At 69.4% G+C, this 17,040-nt stretch carries 18 protein-coding genes; 7 read left to right on the top strand and 11 right to left on the bottom strand.

Annotated elements, in window-relative coordinates:
• Positions 1-26 precede the first annotated feature (26 nt).
• The 3 genes from IE302_RS28870 to IE302_RS28880 all read left to right on the top strand — a co-directional run bounded on the left by IE302_RS28870 (position 27) and on the right by IE302_RS28880 (position 2,687).
• A complete protein-coding gene (locus IE302_RS28870; protein WP_073848534.1) occupies positions 27-482 on the top strand; it encodes a (2Fe-2S)-binding protein in 456 nt (151 codons plus the stop codon).
• A 140-nt stretch (positions 483-622) separates the two neighbouring features.
• A complete protein-coding gene (locus IE302_RS28875; protein ID WP_191257577.1) occupies positions 623-1,864 on the top strand; it encodes a PucR family transcriptional regulator in 1,242 nt (413 codons plus the stop codon).
• 10 nt (positions 1,865-1,874) lie between these two features.
• The gene (locus IE302_RS28880) at positions 1,875-2,687 is read left to right on the top strand and encodes an aldo/keto reductase (RefSeq protein WP_191257578.1); all 813 of its coding nucleotides are present in this window, start codon (positions 1,875-1,877) and stop codon (positions 2,685-2,687) included.
• Here the strand turns inward: IE302_RS28880 and IE302_RS28885 are convergent.
• The 6 genes from IE302_RS28885 to IE302_RS28910 all read right to left on the bottom strand — a co-directional run bounded on the left by IE302_RS28885 (position 2,647) and on the right by IE302_RS28910 (position 7,681).
• Positions 2,647-3,834 carry an MFS transporter gene (locus IE302_RS28885; protein ID WP_191257579.1) on the bottom strand — a complete coding sequence of 396 codons (1,188 nt, stop codon included), beginning with the start codon at positions 3,832-3,834 and terminating at the stop codon, positions 2,647-2,649. The genes IE302_RS28880 and IE302_RS28885 overlap by 41 nt on opposite strands.
• Before the next feature lie 92 nt (positions 3,835-3,926).
• Positions 3,927-4,259 (bottom strand): hypothetical protein, encoded by a 333-nt coding sequence (locus IE302_RS28890; RefSeq protein WP_191257580.1) that lies wholly within the window; start codon positions 4,257-4,259, stop codon positions 3,927-3,929.
• A 12-nt stretch (positions 4,260-4,271) separates the two neighbouring features.
• The gene (locus tag IE302_RS28895; RefSeq protein WP_191257581.1) at positions 4,272-4,763 is read right to left on the bottom strand and encodes a hypothetical protein; all 492 of its coding nucleotides are present in this window, start codon (positions 4,761-4,763) and stop codon (positions 4,272-4,274) included.
• A gap of 102 nt (positions 4,764-4,865) precedes the next feature.
• Positions 4,866-5,624 carry a class I SAM-dependent methyltransferase gene (locus IE302_RS28900; protein ID WP_191257582.1) on the bottom strand — a complete coding sequence of 253 codons (759 nt, stop codon included), beginning with the start codon at positions 5,622-5,624 and terminating at the stop codon, positions 4,866-4,868.
• A 56-nt stretch (positions 5,625-5,680) separates the two neighbouring features.
• Entirely contained in the window at positions 5,681-6,715 is a 1,035-nt protein-coding gene (mgrA, locus tag IE302_RS28905) for an L-glyceraldehyde 3-phosphate reductase (protein WP_191257583.1), read from the bottom strand.
• A gap of 9 nt (positions 6,716-6,724) precedes the next feature.
• Entirely contained in the window at positions 6,725-7,681 is a 957-nt protein-coding gene (locus IE302_RS28910; protein WP_229907982.1) for a helix-turn-helix transcriptional regulator, read from the bottom strand.
• A gap of 62 nt (positions 7,682-7,743) precedes the next feature.
• Between IE302_RS28910 and IE302_RS28915 the strand changes: the two genes are divergently transcribed.
• The 3 genes from IE302_RS28915 to IE302_RS28925 are packed head-to-tail and all read left to right on the top strand — an operon-like array spanning position 7,744 to position 11,438.
• Positions 7,744-9,189, top strand: a complete 1,446-nt coding sequence (locus IE302_RS28915; protein WP_191257584.1) for an MFS transporter — start codon at positions 7,744-7,746, stop codon at positions 9,187-9,189.
• Between the two features lie 21 nt (positions 9,190-9,210).
• On the top strand, positions 9,211-10,092 hold the full coding sequence (locus tag IE302_RS28920) for an AAA family ATPase (RefSeq protein ID WP_191257585.1): 882 nt from the start codon (positions 9,211-9,213) through the stop codon (positions 10,090-10,092).
• Complete coding sequence (locus IE302_RS28925; RefSeq protein WP_191257586.1) at positions 10,089-11,438, top strand: vWA domain-containing protein; 1,350 nt, start codon at positions 10,089-10,091, stop codon at positions 11,436-11,438. The genes IE302_RS28920 and IE302_RS28925 overlap by 4 nt, the downstream gene beginning before the upstream one ends.
• Before the next feature lie 4 nt (positions 11,439-11,442).
• Here the strand turns inward: IE302_RS28925 and IE302_RS28930 are convergent, their stop codons facing one another.
• A complete protein-coding gene (locus IE302_RS28930) occupies positions 11,443-12,285 on the bottom strand; it encodes a lytic transglycosylase domain-containing protein (RefSeq protein ID WP_191257587.1) in 843 nt (280 codons plus the stop codon).
• Between the two features lie 132 nt (positions 12,286-12,417).
• Positions 12,418-13,392: an adenosine deaminase gene (gene add, locus IE302_RS28935; protein WP_191257588.1), complete on the bottom strand. Its 975-nt coding sequence runs from the start codon at positions 13,390-13,392 to the stop codon at positions 12,418-12,420.
• A 154-nt stretch (positions 13,393-13,546) separates the two neighbouring features.
• On the opposite strand from add, the gene IE302_RS28940 reads away from it, so the two are divergent.
• On the top strand, positions 13,547-13,765 hold the full coding sequence (locus tag IE302_RS28940; protein WP_191257589.1) for an antitoxin: 219 nt from the start codon (positions 13,547-13,549) through the stop codon (positions 13,763-13,765).
• A 13-nt stretch (positions 13,766-13,778) separates the two neighbouring features.
• Here IE302_RS28940 and recQ read toward each other — a convergent pair whose 3' ends face one another.
• From recQ to IE302_RS28955, 3 genes are all read right to left on the bottom strand, one after another.
• Positions 13,779-15,611: a DNA helicase RecQ gene (gene recQ, locus IE302_RS28945; RefSeq protein WP_191257590.1), complete on the bottom strand. Its 1,833-nt coding sequence runs from the start codon at positions 15,609-15,611 to the stop codon at positions 13,779-13,781.
• Between the two features lie 48 nt (positions 15,612-15,659).
• Entirely contained in the window at positions 15,660-16,490 is an 831-nt protein-coding gene (locus tag IE302_RS28950; protein ID WP_191257591.1) for an SMI1/KNR4 family protein, read from the bottom strand.
• A 173-nt stretch (positions 16,491-16,663) separates the two neighbouring features.
• Positions 16,664-17,020, bottom strand: coding sequence for an ArsR/SmtB family transcription factor (locus tag IE302_RS28955; protein ID WP_191257592.1), 357 nt, complete (start codon positions 17,018-17,020; stop codon positions 16,664-16,666).
• Positions 17,021-17,040: the final 20 nt, after the last annotated feature.

Genomic DNA, 17,040 nt, shown 5'->3' on the forward strand with positions numbered 1-17,040 from the left:
CTTTCCTTCCCCGCCAAGGAGTTCCGATGCCCAATTACACCTTCACGGTGAACGGGAAGACCGTCACCGTCGACGCGCCCGCCGATCTGCCCATGCTGTGGGCACTGCGGGACAAACTCGGCGTCCGCGGCCCGAAGTACGGCTGCGGGATCAACGTCTGCAAGGCCTGCACCAGCCACCTCGACGGCGAGGCGTTCAACCCGTGCGTGACGCCGGTGTCCGACTGTTCGGGCAAGGACGTCACCACCATCGAAGGCCTCGCCGACGGCGACGACCTGCACCCGGTTCAGGAGGCCTGGCTGGAGCAGGACGTCGCGCAGTGCGGCTACTGTCAGCCGGGGCAGATCATGGCCGCGGTCGCGCTGCTGAAGAAGACGAAGAACCCGACGGACGCCGAGATCGACGCGATCCAGAACGTCTGCCGCTGCGGCACCTATTTCCGGATCCGCGAAGCCATCAAGAGCGCGGCCGCGAAGATGTGAAATCCCGCCGGTGCGGAGAAAATCCTGGCTTTTCGCCGCACCGGCGGAGTATTTCGGCTTCGACAGGCCACTTCCGGGCAAGTCGTGTTAGATGACGTCCCCAGGGGCTCGACGAGGTGTCCCTGCCCCGGAGGACGTCCATGCACTACCGAACTGTGCTCCGCGAAGGCTCGGCCGTCGTCGTCGCCGAATTGGCCGTCGAGGTCGAAAAGCAGCTGCCCGGGGTCATCGAGTCCACCGTCGAGCAGATCCGCGCCGAAATGCCGGTGTACCACGACGCGCAATTCGTCACCCTCGCCGAGCTGCGGACGTCCGTGCGGAACAACCTCGAATACGTCATGCGGACCCTGCGCGGTACCGAGGAACCCGATCTCGCGCAGGCCAGGGCGACCGGGCGCGCGCGGGCGCTGCAGGGCGCGCCGCTGCCGGAACTCCTGCGGGCGTACCGGATCGGGCTCACCGAGGTGTGGAACCGGTTCGTCGCACTGACCGCTTCGGACGACCATCAGGACCTCCGCGGCCTCGTCGCCGCGACGTCGGCGATCTGGGCGTTGATCGACGATTACGCCGAGGCGCTGACGACGACCTACCGCGACACCACCGCCGAAGTCATGCTGGCGCACCAAAGCAGGCGCTCCGCGTTGATCGAGGCGCTGTTCGCCGGCGGTACGGCCACCGAGGGCACGCTGTGGGACATCGCCCGGGTGCTGGAACTCTCGCTCGACGGGACCTACGTCGTCGTCGCGGCGGAGACCCCGCGCGTCGGGCACGAACCGTTGCCCCAGATCGAAAACCGGCTCAGCGACCGGCATCACGCGTCCGCCTGGCGGCTCACCCCGGACCTCCAGGTCGGCGTCGTGTCCATGCGGGACCCGTCCGCCTCCCAGGTGATCATCGAGCTGCTGCGGGAGGACCAGACCGGCCGGATCGGCGTCAGCCCGGTGTTCACCGGACTCGGGAACACTTCCCGCGCCCTGCACCTCGCGCGGGTCGCGCTCTCCAGCATGATGCCGGGCACCAAGGGAATGGTGCAGTTCAACGAATCCCCGCTCGCCGGACTCGTCGCCAGCGCGCCCGAGGCGTCGGTCCAGCTCGCGCACCACGTGCTGCGGCCGATCCTGGACCTGCCCGGCGACGACCGGAACGTGCTGCTGCTGACGTTGCGGGCGTGGTTCGAATGCCAAGGCTCCACGAAACTGACGTCGGAGCGGATGTTCTGTCACCCCAACACGATCCGGCACCGCCTGAAGCGGATCTCCGAGGAACTCGGCCGTTCGTTGACCGATCCGGCCGACATCGCGGAACTCGGCGCCGCCCTGCGTGCGCTCCATATGTTCCCGGACACCTCGCATCTGCCCTCGCCGAGGGATCCGCTGCGCTAGGTTTCTTCGTATGGAACAGTTCGCCATCGGTGGAGACCTGACCGTGCGCCGCCTCGGGTTCGGCGCCATGCACCTGCCCACCGAAGCCGGATTCGCGCGCGAGAACGCGATCGCCGTCGCCCGGCGCGCGGTCGAACTCGGCATCACGCTGATCGACACCGCGTATCTCTACGGCGGGGGAGCGAACGAGGAACTGCTCGCCGAAGCGCTCCACCCGTACCCGGACGACCTGGTGGTCACCACGAAGGTCGGCGTCGTGCGGACCGGCGACGACTGGAAGTACGACGCGCGGCCGGAGTCCCTGCGCGTACAGGTGGACGAGGGACTGCGGAGGTTGCGCGTCGAGCGGATCGAGCTGCTGCAGCTGCACCGCATCGACCCGGAAACCCCGCTTGCCGACCAGCTCGGCGCACTGCGGGACCTGCGTGACGCGGGCAAGATCGGCCGGATCGGGCTGTCCGAGATCACCGTCGACGAACTCACGCGAGCGCGCGAGATCGTCGACATCGCGAGCGTGCAGAACCGCTACAGCCTCGTCGACCGCGAGCACGAAGCGGTCTTGGAGGCGTGCGAGGCGGCCGGGATCGCTTTCCTGCCTTGGCGTCCGGTGCTCGGCGCCGCTTCGAAGGCCACGGCCGCGATCACCGCTGTCGCGGACGAACTGGGGATCACCACGGCGCAGGTCGGGCTCGCGTGGCTGCTCGCGCGGTCGCCGGTGATCCTGCCGATCCCGGGGACGGCGAAGATCCCGCATCTTGAAGAGAACTTCGCCGCCGCGGAGGTCAAGCTGACCGGCGAGCACCTGCGGCTGCTGGGGACCTGAGCCGGGCCATGGCGATCACGCCCAGCAGCGGGCCGACGGCCAGCACGGGAGCCGCGGCCCGCCAGCCGACGGCGTCGGCGAGCACCGGCAGGCCCTGGATGGTCAGCGCGCTGAGCAGGAACCCGATCGCGGTCTGCGCGGTGAGCGCGGTGCCGATGTAGCGGGGATCCGCGGCTTCGCTCAACGCGGCGGAGAACTGGCCGGAGTCGGCGATCGCGGCGACACCCCAGACGAACAGCAGCGTGCCGAGCACTGCGGGGTGAGCGCCGAAGACGGACGCCGAGACCAGGCAGCACGTCCCGCTGACGGCCAGCGCCGCGAGCGCGACGTCGATCCGCCCGAACCGGTCGGAAAGCGCGCCGCCGAGCAGGCAGCCGATCGCCCCGCCGACCCCGATGACGGTGAACGCGAGCAGGCTCACCGTGCCCGGTGAGGCCGTCGACGCCGCGGCCGCGTAGGCCGGGATCCAGGTCCAGAACGCGTAAAGCTCCCACATGTGGCCGAAATACCCGAACGCGATCAGCCGCTGGCGCCGATCACGCGCCATCGTGATCAGGTAGCGCGGTTCCCACGGCGGCGAGCGCCGGGCGGCCGGGCCGACGCGGACGAAAAGGACGGCGAGCGCCGCCGCGCCGAGGGCGAGCAGGGCCGCGACGACCAGTACCGTCCGCCAGTCCGGGAGATTCCCGGCCAGCAGATGGGGTGACGCCGAGCCGAGGGCGAGCGCGGCCAGCAGCACGCCGAGCGCGAGCCCGCGGCTGTGCGGGAACCAGGAGACGACGATCTTCATCCCGACCGGATAGACCCCGGCCAGCGCCATCCCGGTACCGAACCGCAGCAGCACCGCGAGCCAGAACTGGTTGCCGCACAAGGGGAAGAGCAACGTCAGGACGGCACCCGCCGCGGCGCTCGCGGCCAGCAGCCGTTCGGGCCGGAGCCGGTCCGCGAGAGTGGCGACGGCCGACACCAGCGCGCCGGTCGCGAAGCCGACCTGCACCGACGCCGTGAGCAGTACGGTGCCCTGAGTGGACAGGGCCCATTCGACGCGCAGGGCGGGGACGACGCTCGAAGCGGAGAACCACAGCCCCATGGCGAGGATCTGCGCGGCGGAGGTGAGCGCCAGCTGGCGCGGTGCGGAGCTGGACACGCCCGCAGGTATCGCACCCGCGAGCGGGTCCGCTCAAGACATCCCAGTGGTGATCACTCGAACGTGTTGCCGGGCTTGACTGGTTCCGGTGTTCAGACGGCCGGCCAGGTGAGCGTGGTGGTCGAGGTGGGTGTCGTGCTGGGGTCGGCGCCGGCCAGCAGGATGTGGACGTCGGATTCGGTGGAGCCCGCTGGTTGCCGATAGCAGGCATAGATCACCTTGTGGACGGTCGCGCCGGAGGGTGCGTTCTCGTGCGCCCAGCGCAGTGCGTCGTGGACGTCGCATTCGGTGAGTTCGTATTCGACGGCGTCCCACGCGTCATGCCCGGTGTCATCGGCGGTGACGCGCCAGAATTCGACGAGGTAGCTGGGCGCGTCGGTGCTGACGACATTCCCGGATCCCGTGTATCCGTCGGTCACCTTCATTGCGGGAGGATGTCATACCCCGCAAGGGAGAGTTGCTGTCGGGCTGTCCACGACCGCAGCTTGGGGGATGCCGCGCCAGACCGCGTTCACCGAAGCCCTTCCGAACCAGACCGTGTTTTCAGTGCCGTCGCAGTTGTATCCGATCTGCTTGTTCTCGACGGAGACCTGGCCGGCGTTGGTCGAGGTCGGAGCCTCACCGTGCGTGGTTGTCGTCCCGCCGACCACGGCGTACATCTGGCCGGTCAGGGAGATGGTGTCCATGATTTCGTCGCAGGTCATTTTCGGTTTGAAGCCGACGACTTTCTTTGCTCCTGAGGTGCGTAGGTAGGTGTTTCCCGTTTTGAGTTCGCAGTGCGGCGCGAGGATCGCCTTGCCGGTAAGACTGGTGAAGGTGACAGTGACGGCGTGAGTGGCTTCTGTCGTGGCAGCGACGGCTCTTGGCATGAGAAGGGCCGGGGTGATAGCGAAGACCGCGAGAATCATCGAGCGCGTTCGATTGATCACGTGTCCCGACGCTACCGGGAGGCTGGAGTCGGGCAAAGCTGTTTCGGGGCAATCGCGCGATGGTGTGGCATCGTTGCGCGTAGTGTGACACGGCGCCGGTGATCACTCGAACGTGTTGCCGGGCTTGACGGCCTCGACGAGCACCCGCCGGGAATGCGCGACGAACTTCCCGTCGGTCTCGATCAGCCGATGGAGCTCCGCGAGCTTCTCGCGGTACTTCGCCACCTCGAACCCCGGCACGATCCAGATCACCTTGCGCAGGAAGTGCACGACGGCGGCGAGGTCGAAGAACTCCATCCGCAGTTTCGCCGGTTCGAGCCGTTCCACCCGCAGCCCGACGGCCTCCGCCTCGACGCGCAGCACTTCCGGCGTCCAGTCGCCGTAGTCCTGCGGGCCGAGGAAGAACTCCTTCAGCTCGCGGACGGTTCCGGCGCCGATCTGTTGCGACAGGAAGGTTCCGCCCGGTCGCAGCACGCGGGCGATCTCCCGCCACGGGTTCTCGACCGGATGGCGGCTGCTCACCAGGTCGAAGGACTCGTCGGGGAAGGGCAGAGGCTCGTCGTCCGTCGCCGCCACCACCTGCCCGCCGAGGCGCGCGAGGTTCTTCCGCGCGACCTCGACGTTCGGCGGCCAGCCCTCGGTGGCGGCGAGGACCGGCGGCGGTTCCGGGATGCCCGCGAGCACCTCCCCGCCGCCGGTCTGCAGGTCCAGCCCCGCCGAAGCCGCCGCCATCCGTTCACCGAGGAGCCGCGAGTAGCCCCACGGCGGCCGTTCCTCCGTGGCGCGGCCTTCGAACCACGAGAAGTCCCAGCCTTCGACCGGGACGGCCGCTCCTTCGGCGAGCTGATCTTCGAACGTCATGTCCGCAGTCTCGGTCCCGCCGCCCGGCGGGGCAACGCGATTTCGCGACCCGCACCCTATCCGGCGTCGGTGGACCGCTTCCACAGATTGATGTCGGCCTCGGTGGCGTAGCGGTCGATCTCGGCCAGCTCCTCGTTCGTGAAGTGCAGGTTCTTCAGCGCGCCGACGTTGTCCTCCAGCTGGGCGACGCTGCTCGCGCCAATCAGCACCGACGTCATCCGCGGGTCGCGCAGGCCCCACGCGAGGGCGAGCTGAGCCAGGGTCTGGCCGCGTCGCTGGGCAATCTCGTTCAGTGCCCGGATCTTGTCGAGGGTGTTCTCGGTGATCGTGTCCGGGTTGAGCGATTTCCCTTGCGCCGCACGGGAATTGTCCGGGACGCCGTCGAGGTAGCGGCTGGTCAGCAGGCCTTGGGCCAGCGGTGAGAAGGCGATGCAGCCCGCGCCTTCGGTTTCGAGTGTGTCGAGCAGCTTGTCGCCTTCGAGCCAGCGGTTGAACATCGAGTACGACGGCTGGTGGATCAGCAGCGGCGTGCCCAGTTCCCGCAGCAGTCGCGCGGCCTCGGCGGTCTTCTCCGACGAGTACGACGAGATGCCGACGTACAGCGCGCGGCCGGAGCGGACGGCGGTGTCGAGCGCGCCGACGGTCTCTTCGAGCGGTGTCTCGGGGTCGAACCGGTGCGAGTAGAAGATGTCGACGTAGTCCAGGCCCATCCGGCCGAGCGACTGGTCCAAAGAGGACAGCAGGTACTTGCGCGAACCCCATTCACCGTAGGGGCCGGGCCACATGTCGTAGCCCGCTTTGGTCGAAATGACCAGTTCGTCGCGGTACGGCTTGAAGTCCGAGGCCAGCAGCCTGCCGAAGTTCTCCTCGGCCGAGCCGTAGGGCGGGCCGTAGTTGTTGGCGAGGTCGAAATGGGTGATGCCCAGGTCGAACGCGCGCCGCGCGATGTCCCGCTGGGTGCCCAGTGGCTTGTCGTTCCCGAAGTTGTGCCACAGGCCCAGCGAGATCGCGGGCAGCTTCAGGCCGCTGCGCCCGGTGCGGCGGTAAGGGATGCTCTCGTATCGGCCCTCGGCCGCGACATAGGTGCTCACGGCCCGATGCTAGCTCCCTGACGCCCGGGAGAAGAGGGTGGCGACGGCGCCGAGGTGATCTTTGAACGCCGAAGGGCTCTCGACCTCGAAGGGCGCACCGATGGCGGCGAGGATCAGCACGGGCCAGTCGAAGGTGTCGACGTTCATCCTCAAGCGGCAGGACGTCTCGTCGATCGCTTCGAGCATGCCGCCGACGTACCGGACCGCGGCCTCGACCCGAGCCTTGGGCGCCTCGACCCGGACGACCAGCGTATGCGTGGTCGGCCTGGCCTTGATCTGGGCCTCGACGAACTTGACCGCGTCCCCGCCGGGGAGCTCGCGCGGCCGGTAGCGGGCGCCGGTGGTGCGCGGGTCGCTGAGCCTGTCGACGCGGAACGTGCGCCAGTCCACCCTGTCGAGGTCCCACGCCACCAGGTACCAGCGCCGACCGAGCGAGACGAGCCGATGCGGTTCGACCAGCCGCGCGGACTCCTCACCACCGCGTGCCGCGTAGTCGAACTTCAGCCGCTCGTCGTCCCGGCACGCCTGCGCGATCACCGTTAGGCTGGCGGCGTTGACCCGGGGACCCGTGACGGCCGCCGGCGCCGTGTACGCCTGGAGCGCGTCGACGCGTCTGCGCAGCCGGGGCGGCATCACCTGGACGACCTTCGTCAGCGCCCGGACCGACGTCTCCTCGATGCCCTCGACCGAACCGCCCGCCGCCGTCCGCAGGCCGACCGCGATCGCCACGGCCTCCTCGTCGTCCAGCAGCAGCGGCGGCATGACCGTGCCCGACCTCAGCTGGTAACCGCCCGCGACGCCTCGGCTCGCGTTGACCGGATAACCCAGCTCGCGCAGCCGTTCGACGTCACGCCGCAGCGTCCGCTCGCTCACTTCGAGCTTGTCGCTCAGTTCGATCCCGGTCCAGAAGCGGTGTGTCTGCAGCAGGGAGAGCAATCGCAGCATCCGCGCACTCGTGTTCGCCATGAATCCAGGTTCGCTCCGATTCCGGTCAGAAAGTGGCCGGAATTGACTTTAGCGTTGTTCCCATGACGATGACACTGGACGCCCCGAGCGGCGTGACCACGGAAAACACGCTCGTGGCGAAGCCGTACCGCTGGCGCTGGCCCGCGCTGTTCGTGATCCTGACCGGTTCGGTGATGGAACTGCTCGACATGACGGTCACGAGCATCGCCGGACCGGTCATGCGGGCCTCGCTCGGCGGCGGCACGGCGATGATCCAGTGGCTCGGCGTCGCCTACACCCTCGCGATGGTGTCCGGCCTGCTCACCGGCGGACGGCTCGGCGACATCTTTGGCCGCAAGCGCATGTTCCTGATCGGTGCGATCGGCTTCGTCGCCGGTTCGCTGCTCTGCGCGGTCGCGGTCAGCCCCGAGATGATCATCTCCGCCCGGGTGGTGCAGGGCCTGTTCGGCGCCGCGATGGTCCCGCAGGGCCTCGGCATGATGAAGGAGATGTTCGCAGGCAAGGAACTGCAGTCCGCGTTCGGCATGTTCGGCCCGGTGATGGGCCTCGCCGCGGTCGGCGGGCCGATCCTCGCGGGCTGGCTGGTCGACGCCGACCTGTTCGGCACCGGCTGGCGGATGATCTTCCTGATCAACCTCCCGATCGGCGCGCTGGCCGTGCTCGCCGCGGTGAAGTTCCTTCCCGAGTCCCGCCCCGGCGGATCGCTCACCCTCGACATCCCCGGCGCGCTGCTCGCCACGACCGGTGCGCTGCTGATCGTCTTCCCGCTGGTCCAGGGGCGTGAGTACGGCTGGCCGCTGTGGACGTTCGCGATGATGGCGGCGTCGGTCGTGGTGTTCGGGGTGTTCGCGTGGTTCGAGAAGCGCAAGAGCCGTCGCGGCGGTGACCCGCTGGTCGAGCCCGGCCTGTTCCGCAAGCGCAGCTTCCTCGCCGGGATGGCGACCGGGACGATCTACTTCGCGGCGTTCTCCGGCTTCGGTCTCGTCTTCACGCTGTACCTGCAGCTCGGGCTCGGTTTCTCGCCGCTCAAGGCCGGGCTGACCGGGGTGCCGATGTCGCTGGGGATGATCGTCGGGATGGGCCTGGTGCAGGTGGTCCGCAAGCACGGTCGCAAGGTGCTGCACACCGGCGCGCTGATCATGGCCGCCGGCGTGGTCGCGCTGCTGTCGCTGCTCGGCCCGGAGACCGGTCCGTGGCTGATCGCGCCCGCGTTGCTGGTGGTCGGGATCGGATCCGGGCTGATCATGGGCCCGTACTTCGAGATCGCGTTGTCCGGGGTGGAACCGGCGGAGGCCGGGTCGGCGTCGGGCGCGCTGACCTCGCTGCAGCAGGTCGGCGGCGCGCTGGGGATGGCGTTGCTGGGCACGGTGTTCTTCGACGCCGGGACCGCGGACCCGACCGGCGCCGCCCAGCGGACGTTCTGGGTGGTCGCGGTGATGGTGATGCTCACCTTCGCGGTCGGGTTCTTGCTGCCCAAGCGGATCCGCGACGTAGAGTCGGCCGGGTAGGCGATCGAGCTGGGAGGCCGCGTGGCTGGGACCGGGTACTTCACATCCGTCGAAGACGTGACGGCGAAGCTCGCCGACACCGGCTACCTGGCCTCGGCCGCCGTCGCCACCACGGTGTTCCTCGCGGACGCCCTCGGCAAGCCGTTGCTGATCGAGGGCCCCGCGGGGGTCGGCAAGACCGAGCTGGCGAAGGCGGTCGCGCAGGCGAGCGGCTCCCGGCTCGTGCGGTTGCAGTGCTACGAGGGTGTCGACGAGTCGCGGGCGCTGTACGAGTGGAACCACGCGAAGCAGCTTCTCCGGATCACCGCGGGCAAGGACGAGACGTGGGACGAAGCCCGCAACGACATCTTCGGTGAGGAGTTCCTGCTGGCCCGGCCGCTGCTGACGGCCATCAAGGGCGACGAGCCGACCGTCCTGCTCATCGACGAGACCGACAAGGCCGACGTCGAGATCGAGGGACTCCTGCTGGAGGTGCTCGGCGACTTCCAGATCACCGTCCCGGAACTGGGCACGATCACCGCCGGGCGCAAGCCGTTCGTGGTGCTGACCTCGAACGCGACACGGGAACTCTCCGAGGCGCTGCGACGGCGCTGTCTGTTCCTGCACATCGATTTCCCCGACGCCGCACTGGAACAGCGCATCGTGCGGCTCAAGGTCCCGGGCGTCGACGACGCGCTCGCGGCGTCCGTGGTCAAGGTGATCACCGCGCTGCGGGCGATGGAACTGCGGAAGGCGCCGTCGGTCGCCGAGACCATCGACTGGGCCCGGACCTTGCTGGCGCTCGGCGCGGACAGCCTCGGCGACGACGTCGTCCGCGCGAGCCTCGGCGTCATCCTCAAACATCAGGACGACGTCGTGAAGGCGGACGCGCGGCTGGAACTCGGCAAGGTCCTCGACTCGTGAGCGGCGTGCCGGGCAGGCTCGTCGAATTCGTGGAAGCGTTGCGGGAACACGGGATCCCGGCAGGTCCCAGCGAGACGGTCGACGCCGCCGCGGCACTCGAAGTGCTGGGCCTGGCCTCCCGCGAGCAGATGCGGGAAGGGCTCGCGGCGGCGCTGGTCCGGCGCGGCGGCCAGCGCGCGGTGTTCGACGCGACGTTCGACATCTACTTCCCGCTCGGCGTCGGCGCGCCGTCGCAGGACCCCGTCGACGACCTGGCCGCGTTGCGTGACCGGCTCGCCACCGCGCTCGCCGCGAACGACCAGACGGAACTGACGCAGCTGGCCGGGCTCGCCGTCGACATGCTGGGGGAGTACGGCGGCACGGCGGGCACCGGGGGCTGGTCGGCGCACCAGACGCTGGAACGGCTCCAGCCGCAGACGCTCGTGGTCCGCGTGCTCGAAGCGATCCGCGCGGGCGCTGTGAACGATTTCACCGACAGGCTGGACCGCGACGACGTCCGCCGCCGTGTCGAAGGCTTCCGCGGGTTGGTGCGCACCGAAGCGCGGCGGCGAGTGGCGGAAGTCCGTGGCAGGGAAAGGGTTTCGCGGCACGCCGTCCCGCCCGCCGCCGACCGCGTCGACTTCCTGCTGGCCAGCCGCGCGCAACTCGCCGAACTCCGCCGGGTCGTGCAGCCGTTGTCGCGCAAGCTCGCGACCCGGCTGGCCGCCCGTCGATGGCGGCACGCGCGCGGTCAGATCGACCTGCGCCGGACGTTGCGGCGTTCGCTGTCCAACGGCGGTGTCCCGATGCGGCCGTCCTACCGGCGGCACCGGCCGGGAAGGCCGGAAATCGTGCTGCTGTGCGACATGTCGGGATCGGTGGCCGGGTTCGCGAACTTCACCATGCTGCTGGTGCAGGCCCTGCGGGACCAGTTCAGCAAGGTGCGGGTGTTCGCGTTCATCGACGCGTGCGACGAGATCACCCACCTCGTCGACACCGGCGCGGCCGATCCGGAGGACCTCGGCGCGCGCATCCTCGCCGACGCCGAGCTGACGCGCTGGGACGGGCACAGCGACTACGGGCACGCGCTCGGCGAGTTCGTCGAGCGGTATCCGGATGCCGTGGGCCCCAAGACATCCGTGCTCATCCTCGGCGACGCCAGGACCAACGGTGGCGACCCGAACCTGGCCGCGGTGCGCGGCATCGCCGCCGCGGCGAGGCATACGTACTGGCTCAACCCCGAGCGGACGGCGCTGTGGTCCACCGGCGACTCCGAGGCGCACGCCTACGCGGAGGTCGTCGAGATGCACGAATGCCGGAACGTGCATCAGCTGACGAAGCTGGTCACCCGGCTTCTGCCGGCCTAAGTCTTCAGCGCGGCGCGGGCGCCGGTTCCGGCTTGAGCGCTGCCTTGCCGTACGCGTCGGCGTTGCTGAACACTTCCTGCCCGTACTGGGTGGAGTTGTTGTAGGTCAGCACCGCGGTCCACCAGCCGGCGGGCTTGCCGAGGTCGCCGCCCCGCGCGCACATGTACTTCGCGGTCGTCATCGCGGCGTCGTCGATGTTCTGCGGGTCCGGCGCGGCGCCGTCCCCGTTGGCGCGGACGCCGTACCGCTTCCAGGTGGCGGGCAGGAACTGCATCGGGCCGACCGCGCGGTCCCATTTCGCGTCGCCGTCGAGCGCGCCCTTGTCGGTGTCGACGACCGCCATCACGCCGGGGGAGCCGTCGAGCGGGATGCCGATGATCGGCGGCGTCACGACGCCGTCCTCGCCCGCGCGGGAACCGTCATGCCGGGCGTGCTGGGACTCGGTCCGGCCGATCCCGGCGATGGTCGCCCAGGTGATCTCACAACGCGGCGCGGACTTCGCGGTCTTCTCGGCCGCGTTCACGTACGCCCGCAGCGTGCGCGAAGGGATGTCCGTGTTCTCCGACACCTTCGCGATCCAGGCGTCCTTCGCGGCCTCAGCGGGCAGCGGTCCGGCGTCGCCAGGGATCGCCGAACGCGGCGCGGGGGTGAGCGCGGGCACGGTGAACACCGGTTTGACGGGTACCGGTTCGCGGTCGTTGAGGCTGACCACGACCCAGACGGCGCCCGCCACCAGGGCGCCCACGACCAGGAGCGCGAGCATCACGCAGCCACGAGGGCCGCGTTTCCTGGGCGGAGGCTGCCACTGGTCCATCAGGTCCAGAGCCGAAGGGGACGAAGCGGTCACCGCATCCACGGTACGTGACGGTTGTGGAGAACTTGTGTGGCCCGTTGCCCGGGTGAGCTGAGCCACCCCGCGTTTCGTCCTCTGAATGCGGTAGTTGCGTGTGCAAGTACCGCATTCAGAGGACGAAACGCGTCAGGCGAGCCAGGTGTCGATCTCCGCGTGGATCGAACGCTTCAGCTCGGCGGGTGCGAAGGACGCGTCGACGGACGCCCGGGCGAGACCGGCGAGAGCGAGGTCGTCGTAGGCGAACGCCTCCCGCGTGCGCAGGAACTCCTCGGTCAGCGTCGTCCCGGTGATCGACGGGACGTCGGTGCTGAGGGTGACGACGAGTCCGGCGTCGACCAGCCGGGGGAGCGGGTGCTCCTCGAACGACGGCACGAGGCCGATCGTCACGTTCGACGACGGGCAGACCTCCAGCGCGATCCCGCGTTCCCGCACCTCGGCGACCAGCGCGAGGTCCTCCAGGATCCGGATCCCGTGGCCGATCCGTTCGCTGTGGCCGACTTCGAGGGCTTCGCGGATGCTGGGCGGGCCGGCGTCCTCCCCGGCGTGGTGGATCAGGCGCAACCCCGCCTCCGCGGCCTCGTCGCAGATCCCGGCGAACGGCGCGAGCGGGTACTTCTCCTCACCGGCGAGGCCGATCGCGAAGACCCCGTCCCGGTCGTACCGGCGGGCGAGGTCGAGGGTGAGCCGGGCGCGTTCGACCGACCGGCGGCGCGAATGGTCCAGGATCACCCGCCAGTGGAGCCCGTGTTCGGCAGCGCCCGCCGAGAGTCCTTTGAGGACGGAGGCGAGCGGCATGTCGGGCTCGCCCAGCCTCTCGCCGTGCGACGCCGCGGTGAAGGTGACCTCGGCGTAGCGGACGCCGTCCGCGACCTGGTCTTCGCAGAACTCGCGCGCCACCCGTTCGAAGTCCTCCGGTCGCTGTAGACAGGACCGCAGCAGGCCGTTGTAGTCACCGAACGCGCGGAACCCGTCGAACACGGGTTGCTCCTGGGGGACGGCGATGCCGTTCGCCTCCCCGAGGTCACGGAGCGTGTCCGGGCGGATGGTGCTTTCGAGGTGGATGTGCAGATGGGCCTTGGGCAGCAGCGAAAGATCCCGCATGGGCCCGAACCTAGCGGCCCTGCCCCTCGTCGCGCGCCCCGTTTTCCCGGCGTCCGATATCCGAAATGAGTGATTTGGCGCGCTGCGGGGAACCCGAGAGCCACCACCGGTCGTTGAGCAGGACAACCAGACGACCCCGAGGAAAGGGACCATCGTGGCTCTACTGCGGAAGTTGACCGCCCTGGCCGGCACCGCCGGGGCCGTGCGCGCCTACGTGCGCAAGAACCCCGAGAAGGTGTCCAAGGCCGTGAACAAGGCCGCGACCTTCGTCGACCACAAGACCAAGGGCAAGTACCACAACCAGATCGACGGCGCGGTGCGCAAGGTCGACGGGATGACCGGCCGGTCGCCCCGCCGCCCCTACCAGCCCTGAGTCATAAAACGGCCTAGGCTCCGGCCAGCGTCTCGAGGATCTGCTCGCCGTACTTCGCGAGCTTGTTCTCGCCGACGCCGCTGACCGTACCCAGCTCCTGCAGCGTGGCGGGCCGTTTGGTGGCGATCTGGCGCAGGGTCGCGTCGTGGAAGATCACGTACGCGGGCACTCCCTGCTCCTTCGCCGCCGCGGCCCGCCACGAACGCAGCAGTTCGAACACCGGTGCCGCCTCGGCGGGCATGTCCGCGGCCGCGGCCTTCTTCGCGCTGGACCGGGCCGCGGCCTTGGCCGCCCGCTCCGGCTCACGCCGCAACTGGACCTTCCGCTGCCCGTTCAGCACCTCGGCACTGCCCTCGGTCAGCACGAGCGAGCCGTAGTCACCCTCGACCGCCGCGAGCCCCTGCGCCAGCAGCTGCCGGACCACGCCCCGCCACTCGGGTTCCTTCAGCTCCGTGCCGATCCCGAACACCTTCAGCGAATCGTGCCCGTGCTGGGCCACCTTCGGCGTCGTCTTGCCGAGCAGGATGTCGACGATCTGCCCGGCGCCGAACTTCTGCCGTCGCTCGTTCTGCAGCCGGACGATGGTGGAGAGGATCTTCTGCGCCGGAACCGTGCCGTCCCAGGTCTCCGGCGGGGTCAGGCAGGTGTCGCAGTTACCGCACGGCTCGCTCTTCTGCCCGAAATAGCTCAGCACCTGCACCCGGCGGCATTCGACCGTCTCGCACAGCGCCAGCATCGCGTTGAGGTGGGCGCTCAGCTGCCGCTTGTGCGCCTCGGAGCCCTCCGATGTGTCGATCATCTTGCGCTGCTGGACGACGTCCTGAAGGCCGTACGCCAGCCACGCCGTCGACGGCAGCCCGTCGCGACCCGCACGGCCGGTCTCCTGGTAGTAGCCCTCGACGGACTTCGGCAGGTCCAGATGCGCGACGAACCGCACGTCCGGTTTGTCGATGCCCATGCCGAACGCGATCGTCGCGACGACGGTCAGCCCGTCCTCGCGCAAGAACCGCGACTGGTGCTTCGCCCGCGTCCGCGCGTCCAGCCCGGCGTGATACGGCACCGCCGGGATCCCGTTCTCCACCAGGAAATCCGCGGTCTTCTCCACCGAATTCCGCGACAGGCAGTAGACGATCCCCGCGTCGCCCTTGTGCTCGGTGCGCAGCAGTTCCAGCAGCTGGCGCTGCGGCGAGTTCTTGCCGACGATCCGGTACTGGATGTTCGGCCGGTCGAAGCTCGCGACGAAGTGCCGCGCGTCTTCGAGGTTGAGCCGGGACGCGATCTCGGCGTGCGTCGCCTTGGTGGCGGTGGCGGTGAGCGCGATCCTCGGCACGTCCGGCCAGCGTTCGTGCACCGCGGACAGCATCAGGTAGTCGGGCCGGAAATCGTGCCCCCACTGGGAGACGCAGTGCGCCTCGTCGATCGCGAACAGCGAGACCTTGCCGCGGTCGAGCAGCCGCACGGTGGATTCGACCGAAAGCCGTTCCGGTGCCAGGTACAGCAGGTCCAGTTCGCCGGCGACGAACGCGGCCTCGACCCGGTTCCGCTCGGCGTAGTCCTGCGTCGAGTTGAGGAAGCCCGCGCGCACGCCGAGGTTGCGCAGCGCGTCGACCTGGTCCTGCATCAACGCGATCAGCGGTGAGATCACCACGCCGACCCCGGGCCGCACCAGCGCGGGGATCTGATAGCACAGCGACTTCCCGCCGCCGGTGGGCATGAGGACGAGCGCGTCACCGCCCGCGATGACGTGTTCGACGATCGCCTGCTGGTCTCCGCGGAAGTCGTCGTAGCCGAAGACGCGGTTCAGCGTTTCGAGGGCTTCCGAGGTACCGATGTCGGGGGCTGCCACCCGGACGATTCTAGGGGCGGGGTCCGACAGCCGGCGCGCCCGCGCTCCTCAGCGCGGGATGTCCCAGTCCAGCGCCCGTTTCTCGGTGACGACCGGCCGGTAGCCGTCGATCACCGGCCCGCCGGTTTCGAGCGCCGTCGCGGTCTGCTCCAGCAGCTCGGTCAGGGTCGGCGGCCAGCGGCCGGAACTCACCGATCCCTCGTGGTCCCACTCGCCGAGCCGCCCGGTGCCGGTGCGCTGGTCGAGGAACAGCCCGTTGCCGCCGCCGTCGACGGCGATCGGCACGAACCGCCCGTGCCACCAGGAACCGACGTTGCCGTCCAGCCCGCTCGACGTCAGTACTTCGCACATAACCTTCGCTTCGCGTTCCACGGTTTCCGCGGAAGCGGGCTGGTGGAACGGCGGAAGGTCGAAGCTTTCGCTCGTGTCCGAAACGCCGTCGTGCCGGAGAAGGGACGCGACGAGTTCGGCGGGGAAGGCGACGCCGCTCTGTCGTTGCGCCTCGGTGATCCGGGCGATCGTCGCGGGCGGGCGGAGGGTCGCCGCCGTCGCCGGCGCTTTGGCCTTGAGCCAGCGTTCGACGCGGTCCCAGGCGGCGTTCACCCGGCGAGTGGTGGCTTCGGGGACCGGATCGAGCGTGGCGGGGCCCTGACCGAGGCGGCAGCCGCTGTCGACGGTCAGCGTCGGCCGCGTCGTCGGCAGGGGTGCGGCGGTGGAATAGGACGGCGTCCTCGGAGTCGTCCAAGCGGGCTGTAGCGCAGACAACGACTGCGTGCTTTCGGGTTCTCCGCTCCGCATCGTGACCGCGAAAACGAGCCCCAGCACGATGACGACGCTCGCGACGGCGATCACCACGGCGCGCATCCACTTCTTGCGCATGGCCGGAGCCTAGGGCGTGTTTCAGAAGTCGGTTCGATGGGCTTCGTGATCCAGGTGTCCTCTGGCGGTGCGGCGGGATCGCCCTCGTACCGGGTTGTACTCGGGCGCATCCCGCCGTGCCGTCAGAGGACACCTGGGCGCAAAGACCGCGAACCCGGCTTCTGAAACACGCCCTAGTCCTCGGCGGCCTTGTCTTCGGCGGCTTTCCGCCGTTCGCGGCGGCCGCGCGCGATCTCGGTGGCGAGCGCGTCGAGCGGCCCGGTCCAGAACCGCCGGTACTGCTCCAGCCAGCCGTCGATCTCCTTGAGCGGGCCGGGATCCACCGAGTACAGCCGGCGCGCGCCCTCGGCACGGACCGTGGTGAAGCCGTTCTCGCGCAGGACCCGTAGATGCTGGGAGACCGCGGGTTGCGAGATGCCGAATTCGGCGCGCACCACCGTGGTCACGTCGCCGGAGCTCAGTTCCCCGCCCGTCAGCAGTTCCAGGATCCGGCGGCGCACCGGATCCCCCAGGACGTCGAACGCGTGCATCCGGCAACTATCACGGCCTG

The sequence above is a fragment of the Amycolatopsis oliviviridis genome, from assembly GCF_014654365.1.
GTDB classification, from domain to species: Bacteria; Actinomycetota; Actinomycetes; order Mycobacteriales; family Pseudonocardiaceae; genus Amycolatopsis; species Amycolatopsis oliviviridis.